Source organism: Marinovum sp. (assembly GCF_048263515.1).
In the GTDB taxonomy this organism is placed as follows: Bacteria; Pseudomonadota; Alphaproteobacteria; order Rhodobacterales; family Rhodobacteraceae; genus Marinovum.
Genome location: NZ_JBLXEC010000004.1, coordinates 180,822 through 193,108, shown reverse-complemented (window position 1 = coordinate 193,108; position 12,287 = coordinate 180,822). Strand labels below are relative to the sequence as shown.

At 65.4% G+C, this 12,287-nt stretch carries 9 protein-coding genes; 1 reads left to right on the top strand and 8 read right to left on the bottom strand.

All coding sequences use genetic code 11. The annotated features are described in order from the left end of the window. Positions 1 to 14: 14 nt before the first annotated feature. Together ACN0SE_RS06250 and ACN0SE_RS06245 are read right to left on the bottom strand one after the other, a co-directional pair. Complete coding sequence (locus ACN0SE_RS06250; protein WP_417523638.1) at positions 15 to 671, bottom strand: malonic semialdehyde reductase; 657 nt, start codon at positions 669 to 671, stop codon at positions 15 to 17. After that, complete coding sequence (locus tag ACN0SE_RS06245) at positions 668 to 1,549, bottom strand: fumarylacetoacetate hydrolase family protein (RefSeq protein ID WP_417523637.1); 882 nt, start codon at positions 1,547 to 1,549, stop codon at positions 668 to 670. The genes ACN0SE_RS06250 and ACN0SE_RS06245 overlap by 4 nt, the downstream gene beginning before the upstream one ends. Before the next feature lie 92 nt (positions 1,550 to 1,641). Here ACN0SE_RS06245 and ACN0SE_RS06240 point away from each other — a divergent pair, with 92 nt between their 5' ends. Continuing rightward, a complete protein-coding gene (locus tag ACN0SE_RS06240) occupies positions 1,642 to 2,028 on the top strand; it encodes a YciI family protein (RefSeq protein ID WP_417523636.1) in 387 nt (128 codons plus the stop codon). 9 nt (positions 2,029 to 2,037) lie between these two features. Here the strand turns inward: ACN0SE_RS06240 and ACN0SE_RS06235 are convergent, their stop codons facing one another. From ACN0SE_RS06235 to ACN0SE_RS06210, 6 genes are all read right to left on the bottom strand, one after another. Next, positions 2,038 to 3,255: an NAD(P)/FAD-dependent oxidoreductase gene (locus tag ACN0SE_RS06235; protein WP_417523635.1), complete on the bottom strand. Its 1,218-nt coding sequence runs from the start codon at positions 3,253 to 3,255 to the stop codon at positions 2,038 to 2,040. Between the two features lie 80 nt (positions 3,256 to 3,335). Next, entirely contained in the window at positions 3,336 to 5,336 is a 2,001-nt protein-coding gene (locus ACN0SE_RS06230) for an HWE histidine kinase domain-containing protein (RefSeq protein WP_417523634.1), read from the bottom strand. Positions 5,337 to 5,754: 418 nt separating this feature from the next. Next, positions 5,755 to 6,969, bottom strand: a complete 1,215-nt coding sequence (locus tag ACN0SE_RS06225; RefSeq protein ID WP_417523633.1) for an AGE family epimerase/isomerase — start codon at positions 6,967 to 6,969, stop codon at positions 5,755 to 5,757. Positions 6,970 to 7,033: 64 nt separating this feature from the next. Further along, complete coding sequence (locus ACN0SE_RS06220) at positions 7,034 to 8,017, bottom strand: C45 family autoproteolytic acyltransferase/hydolase (RefSeq protein WP_417523686.1); 984 nt, start codon at positions 8,015 to 8,017, stop codon at positions 7,034 to 7,036. 24 nt (positions 8,018 to 8,041) lie between these two features. Further along, positions 8,042 to 9,493, bottom strand: a complete 1,452-nt coding sequence (locus ACN0SE_RS06215; protein ID WP_417523632.1) for a biotin carboxylase — start codon at positions 9,491 to 9,493, stop codon at positions 8,042 to 8,044. A gap of 21 nt (positions 9,494 to 9,514) precedes the next feature. Beyond that, positions 9,515 to 12,268, bottom strand: a complete 2,754-nt coding sequence (locus ACN0SE_RS06210) for an aminotransferase class I/II-fold pyridoxal phosphate-dependent enzyme (RefSeq protein WP_417523631.1) — start codon at positions 12,266 to 12,268, stop codon at positions 9,515 to 9,517. Positions 12,269 to 12,287: the final 19 nt, after the last annotated feature.

The following is a 12,287-nucleotide window of genomic DNA, read 5'->3' as shown; positions in this document are numbered from 1 at the left end:
ATCGCCATGCGGCCTCACAGGATTTCGCAGATGTCGTCAAAGGCAAAGCGCGGCAGCTTCTGGAACAGCGCGCTTTCGTCGGCATAGCCCAGGTTGACGAGGAAGTTGGATTTCCAGCCGTTCTCGGCAAAGAACTCCGCGTCGACGATCTGGTTGGAAAAGCCCGACATGGCGCCGACATCCAGCCCCAGCGCCCGCGCCGCGATCATCAGGTAGGCGCCCTGCAGCGTCGAATTGCGGAAGGCGGTGATGTGGGCGTAGTCCTCCTTGCCGTCAAAGAGGGGCTTGCGGTCCTCATGCGGGAACAGGAAGTCGAGACGCTGCCAGTAGAGCGGATCCCATGCGACGATGGCGGTCACCGGGGCGGCGCGCATCTTGTCGATGTTCTTGGCCTTCAACGACTTGGCCAGCCGGTCCTTGCCGGCCTCCGAGGTCACGAAGACGAAACGCGCCGGGCAGGTGTTCATGCTGGTCGGCCCGGAGATGGTGATCTCGTAGAGCTCGCGCAGCATCGCCTCGCTGACCGGGCGGTCGGTCCAGTCGTAATGCGACCGCGCGTCGCGCAGGATCAGGTCGATGGCGTCGTCGTCCAGGCGGTCGAGCCGGCCACGCAGGGCGCGGACTGCGTCCTGCGCTTTGGCGCGATGGGTGTCAAGCGTCTCGGTCCTCATTCGGCCGCGGTCCGTTCGGCCTCGGCCTCGTCGATGATCGGGCTTGCACAAAGGCCGATGCCCTCGATCTCGACCTCGACCACCTCGCCGGGGCGCAGCCAGCGCGGGTTCGGCTTCTTGGCGTGGCCGACACCCGGGGGCGTGCCCATGGCGATGTGATCGCCGGGCTGCAGGGTGGTGTATTCCGAGATCGTCGCGATGGTCTGCGCCACCGACCAGATCATGTTGCCGGTGTTCGAGCTTTGCAGGATCTCGTCGCCCACCCGGCTCTCGATCTTCAAACCCGAAGCGCCCGGCGGCACCTCGTCAGGCGTCACCACGAAGGGACCAATGGCGCCGGTGTCGTCGAAATTCTTGCCCGGCGTCCACTGGTGGGTCTTGCGCTGGTAGTCGCGCACCGAGCCGTCGTTGAAGACGGTGTAGCCAAAGACATGGTCCAGCGCGTCTGCCTCGGGGATATGCCGCCCGCCCTTGCCGATAACGAGCATAAGCTCGGCTTCGTAGTCCAGCCGTTCGGAACACCGCGGCCGCACCATCGGCTGGCCCGCCGCCATGATCGACTGCTGCCCGCGCATGAAGAGCGCCGGGTAGTCGGGGATGTCGTAGCCGCCTTCCTTGATGTGGTCGGTGTAGTTCAGCCCGAGACAGATGATCGTCGGCGGCGCCGCCAGTGGCAGGGCCGGCGTGATGTCGGCCACCGCGACCGTCCTGTCGCCCTTGGCGGCCTCACGGGCCTGTCCGAGCAGTGCCGGATCCCCGATCAACGCCGCGAGATCGCGCCCGACCCCGGGCAGCGCCTCGGTGAGATTGACCGCCGTGTCGCCCTCGACCGCGAAGACACTCTGTTTTCCTGAAACGCTTCCGACCAGCAGCCGCATCGATTCCTCCATCTTGATTGACCGTGATTTTGCCGATAAATTTTATCTACGTCAAATAAAATCGATGTTTTTGCAAATCAGGGACTTTTGTCATGCCTTCATGGGACAGCTACAAAACCGAAGCCCGCGCGCGCGGCGCGCTGGCGCTCGAACTCTATGTCGCGCACTCCGTGCCTGCCGGTGATCCGGCCGCCGTCAAGGCCGCCCTGCCCGATCACCTGGCTTATCAGGCCCGACTCGAGGCCGAGGGCAAGCTGGCCCTTGCCGGACCGCTGTCGGATGAGACCGGCACGCAGATGGAGGGCATGGGGATGATCGTCTACCGTGCCGAAAGCCTCGAGGCCGCCCGCGCCCTGGCCGAGGCCGACCCGATGCACCGGGCCGGCGCGCGCAGCTTCACCCTGCGCCGCTGGCTGATCAACGAAGGCAGCCTGACACTGAGCGTGGGGTTGTCCGGCAAGACGGTGGCGCTCTCCTGAGCGCCGCGCTCAGATCACCGCGCGCTCGACGATCGGCGTGCCGGCGAGAATGCGGTCGTAGTGGAACGGTGTCAAATCAAGCGTGCGGTAGCCGCCGTAGGTCAGCCATTCCGCCGTCCCCCGCCCCATCGCCGGCGACTGCTGCAGGCCATGGCCGGAAAAGCCGTTGAGAAAGATGAAATTGCCCAGCTCCGGATGCGGCCCGGTGATGGCGTTGTGGTCGAAGGTGTTCATCGCGTAATGCCCGGCCCATTCCGCCGTCACCTTGATCGCCTCGAACTGCGGGATCCGCGTCGCCAGCACCGGCCAGACGTGATCCTGCCAGAGCGACGGGTCCATGGTGAAATCGGCCGGGTCGACCGCCGGGTCCTCTGCGCCATGGCCGCCACATTGATAGGTGCCACCGCCGTTTTCGCGCACGTGTACGCCAGAGGGATCGATGGTCAGCGGCAGGTCGCGGTCGAGCGGGCGCTCGGCCTTGAACACCCAGGAATAGCGCTTGCGCGGCTCGACCGGCACCTCGATCCCTGCCATCCGCGCGGTCAGCGCCGCGCGGGGACCGGAGGCATTGACCAGCTGGCCGCAGGCGATCACTTCGCCTGATGTCAGCGTCACGCTCTCGACCTTTGTGCCGGCCGCATTGCGATTGACCGCCACCACCTCGTTCTCGATATATTCGACACCCCGCTCGCGCGATTGCCGCCGCCACCAGTCAAAGACCGCGGCACCGTCCCAATAGCCTTCGTCCACCAGGTTGATCGAGCCCAGCAGGATGTCATCGACGTTGTAGAACGGATAGGCCGCCTTGATCTCCTCGGCGCTCATAAGCTGCGTCGCAGCACCTGCGGCCAGCTGCACCTGCTGATTGCGGCGCAGCACCTCGGCAAAGGCCTCGGTATCGGCCAGGTACATGTAGCCGAAGGAGCGGATGCCCAGTGTCGGGATACGCTCGTCACCGCCCATGTAGCGCCGGATGTTCTTGACGAAATCGGCGGCGAACTGGCTGATCCGAACGTTCAGCTCGGTCGAGAACTGCTGGCGCATGCAGCTGTTGGTATGGGCGGTGGAACAGGCCGAGTAGCTGGTGTCACGCTCGACCACCAGCACGCGCCCGTTGAAATCCGGGGTGTCGGTCAGAAACCAGGCGGTCGAGGCGCCCATGATGGCGCCTCCGACGATCACCACGTCATAGGCAGCCCTTTGCGGGGCCTCTGTCCTGCCTGCCATCGCGCGCTCCGATATGTCGACCTGTCAGCCGACGGTAGCGGGCTTGTCGGGCAAAAGCTACGCCTCGCGGCAGGCCCCCGTCACAGCCGGTGCAGCGTCGTCACCAGCGCGCTGTAGGAGATCGGCTTGATCAACAGCGGCGCACCGCGGCGCGGGTCCTCCGGCGCATCCGACAGCTCCTGCCCCGAGACCACGACGAAGGGAATGCCCTTGTCCCTGAGCCAGGCCGCCACCGGCTCCGAGGTTTCGCCGGTCAGCGTCCAGTCGAGGATCGCGAGGTCCGGCCGGTCGACCTCCATCCGTGCCAAGGCGCTGCGGGTGTCGCGGAATTCGCCGAAGCGGGTGAACCCCGCCTCTTCCAGCGTCGCGGCCAGATCCATGGCGATGATCACGTCATCCTCGAGGATCATCACCGATTTGGCATGCGCCCGCTTCGCGTCGGGCTGTTGCGCAATCTCCGGCGCGGCCAGCGCCGCGGCATCGGCATGGCGCGGAAAGGTCAGGTCGCATTCGATGCCGTCCGCCGTGACCCGGCGCTGCATCTCGCCGCCCAGCTGGCCCTGCACCACCTCTGACAGCAGTTGCGAGCCATAGCCCTTGTCCTCGGTCAGGCCCACGGCCTGCACTCCGGTCTCGTGCCAGCGCACGTCCAGCCGGTCGCCGCCCGGCATCGTCCAGCTCAGCGACAGCCGGCCGTCAGGCGTGCTGAGGAAGCCGTGTTTCAGCGCATTGGTGGTCAGCTCGTGCAGGATCATCGCGATGATCTGCGCCTCGGTCGGGGTCAGCGCCACCCGCGGGCCGGTCATGTCGATCCGGTCAAAGACGTCCGGGCCGAAGGGCGCCAGCTCCTCCTCGGCCAGCTCCTGAAAGGTGACATTGCTCCAGCGCTTCTGCCCCAGCAGCCCATGCACCCGCGACAGCGCCGAGAACCGGCCCTCGAGGTCGGCCTTGACCTGCGCCACATCGTCACCGGTGGTCATCCGCGTCACCGATTGCACCACCGCCAGCAGGTTGCGGGCGCGGTGGTCGATCTCGCTGGCCATCACCCGCTCGCGGTCGCGGGCGCGTTCGCGGTCGATCCAGCCCATGGTGGTTTCCAGCACCCGCTCGATTGCCGAGATGTCGAGCGCCGAGATCGCCCGTTCCTTGTGCCATTGCGCCGCGATGACCGAGGTCACCTCGCCATTCTCGACCCAGGGCACGCCCAGGCCCTGCACCACGCCTTCGGACATCAGGTAGTTGCGGCTTTCCGGTTCGAGTTCCGGATCGCTCAGCGCGGCGCTGGTGACCTTGCCGGACATGAAGCGTTCCTGCACGCGGGAGCCGACCCGCGACGCCAGAGCGACCTTTTCCGAGGGCGGCGTGCCCTCGGCACACCATTCATGCACCAGCTCGAAGCCCACTTCGCCGCCCCGGGTGGTGCGTTCGCGCAGCGCGACGCGGCAGGCCCCCAGCAGGCTGCCCAGCATTGACAGCGACAGGCGCAGCGCCTCCTGCGGCGTTTTCGAAGTGCGGAAGGCGTTGTTGGCGGCCACAAGAAACTCGGCGTTGCGGCGTTGCAGCACGTTCTCGGTGATCTCGTTGCCGGAGTTGAAGATGCCGACGATCCGCCCGTCTTCGTCGCGCAGCGGCGTGAAGCTGTAGTTCCACCAGGTCTCTTCCTCGATGCCGTGGCGCCTCATCGGCAGCATCTGTTCCTGGGCAAACAGCCCCTTGCCGTCCTCGAGCACTTGGCGGAACTGCGGGTCGATGATGTGCCAGATGTCAGACCAGACCTCGCGCCCCGGTTTGCCCAGGGCGTCGGGATGGCGCGGCCCCGGGATCGGCGCCCAGGCGTCGTTGTAGAGGAGCCGCAGGTCGGGGCCCCAGTAGATCGCGGTCGGAAAGGCCGAGTTCAGGCAGATCGACAGCGCGGCACGCAGCGATTGCGGCCATTTCGCCGGCGGGCCCAGCGGATGGCCGGCCCAGTCGAAGTCGCGCATGCGCTGCGCCATCTCGCCGTCACCGGCGAGGAAATCCATCGGATCGTAATCGTTCTTGAACCTGCCTAGCACCCTTGGACTCCACTGCTCGTCCGCCATGTCCACCGGTGTCTCTGGCCTGGCGCCCTGCGGACCCACTACAGGTAGGGCGGCGCCGGGGGTTTGACCAGAGGCCGGTGATATTGCCCGATAACCTGCTTGTGCGGCAGAGGAAAGTGGCTTGGGAGAAGTGGGGGTTTCGGGCGCGTCGCGGAGTCTCGCGGAGGGTTGCGTTGGGGTCTTCGGGCGGTGCAGATGCCGGTCAAGCGACACGCGCCCCGGACTAGATCCGGGGCCTCACCTTTGGCGTTGAGCGGTAGTCCCAAGCGCTTTCCCACCGGGCCGCCAGAAGCAAAAAGTGCCCACTCGGACCCCCACGCCCCGGACTTGATCCGGGGCCTCATCACGGGCGTTGGGCGGGAGGTCCCGGATCAAGTCCGGGACGGCGTGGCACCAGGCGTCCGGTGTTTGACGCTCCTCACACCGGCCCCTGCCACAGCCCGGCGCGGGCGCCCTCGGTGAAGCCCAGCACGAGGTGGTAGTGCAACCGGCTGAGCGCCTCGGGCCAGAGCACCTCCCCCTCGGCGTCGAGCTGGTTTACAAAGGCCGCGCGGCCGGCGAAAAAGCGGCGGAAGGTCACCAAGGCCAGCGCGCGTGCCCGGTCGGCCTGCACCGGGTCGGAGGCGCGCAGGGCACAGGCCTTGATCGCCTCGGTCTGCGGCCAGAGCAGGAAGCGGTCCTCGCGCCAGCCGGCATCCGCCGAGACCGCGTCGAACACCGCGCCCTGCATCACGCCAGCCTCGGCAAACCCATGGGTATCGGCAAAGGCCAGAAGCCGTGCCGCCACATCCGCCATCGCCGGATCGCCGCCCAGTTCGACCTCGCGCAGCAGCAGCCAGGCCCATTCGCATTGATGGCCAATCTCACGCCGCATGCCGTCCCGTCCCGGCAAAACCGAAAGGTCGGGGGCGAGGAATTCGGTGATCGTGCCGCTCTGGGTATCGAAGAAATACTCCAGCCCCTTGGCGCGCATCTTCTGCGCGCGGTCCAGCCATTTGGCCGCGCCGGTCATCTCGTAGGCCTGCAGCGCGGCTTCGTAATTGTGCATATGCGGATTCTGCGCGCGCGGCGGCGCGCCGGGAGCGGCGGGATCGCTCAACCCGTCATGCTCCAGCAGCAGGCCGGTCACGGGATCGGTCAGCCGGGTTTCCAGTGCCTGCCAGCAGGACTCCAGCTCTTCGCCGACCGACGCTTCGGGGTGCAGCCGGCCCCAGGTGGACAGGGCGAGGATCACGAAGCTCTGGTCGTAGCTGGTGGCCAGAAGATCGTCTGCCTCGCCGGTCGCACTGCCATCGCGCAGCACTGCGCGGCAATAGAGCCCCGAGGGCTTGCGAAAGGCCGGCAGCGCGCGGTGCGCCTGCTGGGCGGCCTCGCGCCACTGCGGCGCGTCAGACAGCAGCGCCAGATGCGAGAAAGTGAACAGCAGCCGCGCCTGGGCCAGCAGAGTGCGCCGCTCTGGCGCCACCGGTCGGGCCTCGGCGTCGAGCACGTCGAAGAACCCGAGGCCCTCTGACTGCTGCGCGTGTTGCGCCCAGGCCGGCAGGAAGTCCGACCAGAACCACCCGACCCAGGTGTCGGCGCTGGCCGTGTCATCGGGGAACTGTGCGGCGATGGAGGAAGGGGTCGGCGTCATGTCAGGGGCTCGCATCTCGGGAAACTTGGCCCTGCCCTAGCACGATTGCATTCTAGTATTCCAGTTAAACCTGCGCCGCCCCGCTTCCCGGGATCACCACCTGCACGGCGTCCTCGGGAAAATGGTCAAAGCTCTTGACCCAGCTGCGGTGCGGCCAATGCAGCTCGAGCCGCCCCTCGCGCGGCCGATAGGCCGCGGTGTAGAGCGTGCCGAAGCCGGCATTGAAGGCGGTGGAATAAAGCGGCGGGCGCAGGAAGGCGGCAACAAAGCGGTCATCGGTGGTCGGATGCAGGGTGAGCTGTTGCAGCAGGAACCGCTCGCGCTCGACCGTTGCGGTAAAGCGGGCATGCGAGGACCATTCGACCCGCTCCTGGTGGTTGGTGGCCACCGCGGCGTGGCTCAGCACCGGTTTGCGATCCGGCGCGAGATAGGCGGTCAGGTACTGACGGTCGGCATCCAGCACGGTGACGTTGTAGCTCATGTGGCAGGGAATGCGCGCCAGCGCTTCGCCGGCCTCTTTGGTGCTGATGCAGGTCTGCAGCACGTAGCGCAGGATCAACGGCACGCCAAAGCCGCGCCCGGTATTGCGCCGCCCGCCAAAGGTGAGCGAGACCGCGAGACCGGCATCGTTGATCCCGTCGACCAGGCCAAACAGCCCGTCGGACATGCCGATCACGCCCCTGCCCTGCCAGCGGGTTTTCAGCACCACGGCGTCAAAGGCCAGCGGCGCGTAATCGTAGTTCCGCACCAGCAGGGGCGCGTCCCCCTGCCAGATCGCCTGAGAACAGGCCGAAAGGTACGCAGGCGGGCCGTAGAAGCTGAGAAACCGCGCCGCCGCGTCGCCGCCGCCGGCCAGATCGCAGAGCTCTTCCCAGAGATCGGCGATCTCGGGCATGTGGCGGCGCAGCGCCTTGCGGCATTCCAGATAGGTCGGCCGCGCCGTCAGCCCCTCGCGCGCCCACCAGCGGTGATAGGCGGGCCAGTACGCGGCAAAGAGACCGGCCCATTTCGGGCCGGGCCGGTCCTCTGCAATGGCGCGGAACAACATGGTCACGGGATACGGACCCTGCCCCTAGAGGATCTTGAAGGACGGGTCTTCGAGCACCTGCGCCGAGGGCAAGGGCCTGGCGTGATAGGCGTTCTTGATCCCGGCGATCCACTGCTTCGACTTGTCGGTCAGCTGGAAGCCCTTGGTCATCGACCGGCCCCGGGTGACGAGAATGCCCAGATCGGCGCCCTCGTAACGGTAATCGCCGGGCTTGAGGATGCGCAGGAAGAACGCCTCTTCCTCGCTCTCGACGGCACGGCGGTGATAGTCGAAGCGAGCAAATTCGACCGAACCATCCTCGGCCATGCGATAGATGCCCGATTGCGGCGCCTCGGTGATGATGTCGACGCTGTCGTCGGTGTGCTTGATCACCATCTGCGACCACGAGTCGATCATGTCGGGATCGGACCAGCGGGCATTGAGCTCTTCGACGTCGATCTCGAAGGGTTTCTTCGAGAACTCCAGCAGGTGGAACAGGAACAACGGTGCATCCGCATGGGCAAAGGCCGCATGATTGGTCATCGAACTGGCGCCGGTTATCCGCGGGTTGAGCTCGCCCAGCCAGATGTCGCCGGTCTTCTTGTCGATCAGGAAATCGAGCTCGAAGTAGCCGCGATAGCCCTCCTTGCGCAGCTGTTCGCCGAACTTGAAGGTCAGCTCGCGCGCCATCTGCCGGGTCTTGGGCGGAAAGGCGGTCGAGAAGATCTCGTTGCCGCACCAGCCGCCGCGATAGGGCGTGAGATCCTTGAAGCCCACCAGCTCGGTCATCAGCGGGCCGACGATAGTGCCCTGCGACGTCGCGCAGGCCTCGATCGCCGAGCCACGGCAATCGATCCGCTTCATGATCTTGATCTCGCCCTCGCCGACGATCTCGTGCTCGTGCTTGCGGAAATCGGCCTCGGAGGCGATGAAGAACGTGGTGTGGCCGCTGTCGCCATAGGCCGATTGCAGCACCAAATCGTGACCGAGACCGGCCTTTTCACACACCTCGCGCAGGTGGGCGTAATCGCGCACCTCCGACAGGGTGTTGGGCACCGAGGGCACGCCGGCCTTGTTGCCGATGCGCACGGTCTCGATCTTGTTGTCCATGCTGCTGCGCAGCTTGGCCTTGGGGAACCACAGCTCGCCGCCCAGTTCCTTGACCAGCCGTTCGGTGGTCTCGTCGAACATCAGAAAGACGAACTTGGGCTTGCCGCCGCGCGCCTTGACGTAATCCACCACCTCCTTGTGCTGCAGCAGGTAATTGTTGATGTCCTCGATCGACTGGAATTCGTCATGCGGCATTTCCGACGGCACGATGACATTCGGGTGCCGCCCGTCGAAACAGTCCATGTAACAGATATACTTGAAGTTCCGCACCCACTCGTCGAGACCGAGCAGGTTGAAGTTGGTCGCCGAGACGAAATAGACCGGATCGGTATTGGTGTGAAAGAACCGCCGGATCTCGGAGATGTTGCGCAGGGTTTTTCTGGCCATCGGTCGTTCCTCGTTTGGGGTTCAGGGATTGCTGCAGGAAAAGCCTTTCAGCGCCTCCTTGGTAAAGACCCTGAGCCCCAGATCGGCGCGGAAGCCGTGGATCTCGCTCACGTCGAGCGCCCGCATGAAGCTGAGGATTTCCGGGCTGATCACCTGCCCCGGCACCAGGATCGGAAAGCCCGGCGGATAGGGAATGATGAAGGAGGTCGAGACCAGCTCCTCGCCGTCCTCGAGCCGCTTCTGCAGGGTGTCGTCGAGCGGCAGGTAGTCGCATTTCTCCTCGTCGTAGGCGAGGAAAAAGGCCGCGCGAATGTCACCCTCGGGCGTCTCGTCACCATAGCGGAAGGCCGGGTGGAAATGGCTGAAGTCCGGCAGCGGCGGCACATGTTCGACCAGCGCCGAGACCCGGTTCTCGAACGAGCGGCGCTCCATCTTCGACGCGTCGTCGAGCAGTTCGTCCAGCTCCTTGGCGATCTCGACCAGCACTTCGATCAGATAGGCGACGGAAGAGCGCGTGGTGCCGATATTGGTCATGAAGAGCACGGTATTGCGCGAGGTCTTGTTGATCTGGATGCCGTATTTGTCCATCAGGATCTTGGTCTTGAAGGTATCGCCATCCCAGCCGGTGCCGCCCACCGCCAATGTCACCCGCGTCGGGTCGAGCACGAAGTCATCGGTGGTCCATGAGGTCGAGATATCGGTCCAACCCTGATGCGGCTCGTAATAGGTGCTGACGCCGCTTTCGCGATATTCCTCGGGGATCATGTCGCCGGCGGTGATCACCTTGAAGTACTTCTGCAGCAGCGGATGGCTTGCCGCCGCCCGGCGGATCGCCATGGCGCTTTCGACCTGCCTCTGGGTGAACTCGAAGCCTTCAAGCTCGACCTGGCGCCGGCCGACATCGAGCGAAGCGATGATCTGGTAGTTCGGCGAGGTCGAGGTATGGGTCATGTAGGCCTCGTGGAAGGCCTGTTCGACCTCGCCCTTGAAGTCCTGATCGTTGACGTGGATCATCGAGCCCTGACGCAGCGATGTCAGGGTCTTGTGCGTCGACTGGGTGGCATAGGCCCGCACCCGCGCATCCGGCGGTGGAACCAGCCGAGTGTTCAGGATGGTCTCTTCATCCGCGCCTTCCAGCTCTTTCTCCTGGCGTTCCCAGGCGGCGATCGCTTCGGGCGTGCGCAGGGTCTCGCGCAGGGTATTGGCCACGTCCATCGCCGTCCGCTGGCGATAGGTCGGGTTGAAGCGGGCAAAGGCGAACCACGCCTCGTCCCAGAGGAAGATCAGGTCCTTCTTGATCGCAAGGCATTCCTCCATCACCCGCTGCACGTTGTAGACGATGCCGTCGAAGGTACAGTTGGTCAGTAGCACCATGCGCACCTTGTCGAGCTTGCCGGCGGCCTTGAGTTTCAGCAGGTGGTGCTTGATCTCACGCACCGGCACCGCGCCGTACATCGAGTATTGGTGCAGCGGATAGCTGTCCATGTAGACCACATGCGCGCCAGACAGCACCATGCCGTAGTGGTGCGACTTGTGGCAGTCGCGGTCGACCAGCACGATATCGCCCGGCTTGCAGAGCGCCTGCACCACGATCTTGTTGCAGGTCGAGGTGCCGTTGGTGGCAAAGAACGTCTGTTTCGAGCCGAAGGCCCGCGCCGCCATGACCTGCGCCTCCTTGATCGGGCCGCGCGGTTCGAGCAGGCTGTCGAGCCCGCCGGATGTGGCCGAGGTCTCGGCGAGGAAGATGTTGGGGCCATAGAAGGCGCCCATGTCCTGGATCCAGTGCGACCGGGTGATCGACTTGCCCCGGCTGATCGGCATGGCGTGGAACACGCCGGTGGGCTGGCGGGAATATTCCTTGAGCGCGGTAAAGAACGGCGTCTTGAAGCGTGCCCCCACCCCGCGCAGGATGTTGAGGTGCAGCTCCATGAAGTCTTCCTGGTTGTAGAAGACACGGCGGCAGCGCCCCAGATCGAGCCCGGCGATCTCTTCCGCCGAACGATCCGTCACCAGATAGGCATCAAGTTCGGGCCGCAGTTTGGCGATCAGCCGACAGGCCTCGGGGCCGTATTCGCTGGGCGAGAGGTGGTCGACCTCGCCCTCGGTGCCGAGGGTGACGAGGTATTTCTTCAGCAGCGGCAGCTCGTTGTGCGATTTCAGCACCAGCCCGGGCCGCACCACCACCGCCTGGACGTTGTGGTTGAACAGGATGCCGATCAGCGCATCCTCGACCGAGGGCACCACCACCGGCTCGTAATGGAACGGGTCCTCCGGCCGGCGGGCGCGGTGCAGCGCGTTGCGCAGGAAGCGCTCCTGATGCTCGTTGACGCTGTCGACGATCATCACCTCGAAATAGGGCCGCCCCAGCGCGCGGGCCTCTGGCGAGATCGCGCTTTCGTCTTCGTAGTCCTCGCTGTCGATCTCGTCGGCGCCCAGCGGAATGTGCCGGCGGCGATAGGCGCCCGAGGTCAGCGCCCGCGCTACCCGCCTGACCGAGATCGACAGGTCGTCGATATTGCGCATCTCGAGCAGGCGGCGCAGGTGTTCAAAGGCGGCATGGCCGGGAAAGGCCCAGTAGGATTCGATCGGGGCCAGCGACTGGAACAGCGACTCGGCGGTCTTGATCAGCCGCTGCGCCGAGCGCCCCTCCATGCCGGACAGCCGCAGCGATTCCACGCATTCGCGCAGCGCGCTCCAGCGATCGGCCCGCAGCTGCGTGGCACTGTAGTAATCCCCGATGGATGGCAGATCCTTGTCACTTGCAGGTACGTTCATTCCGGTCTCCCTGTTGGCG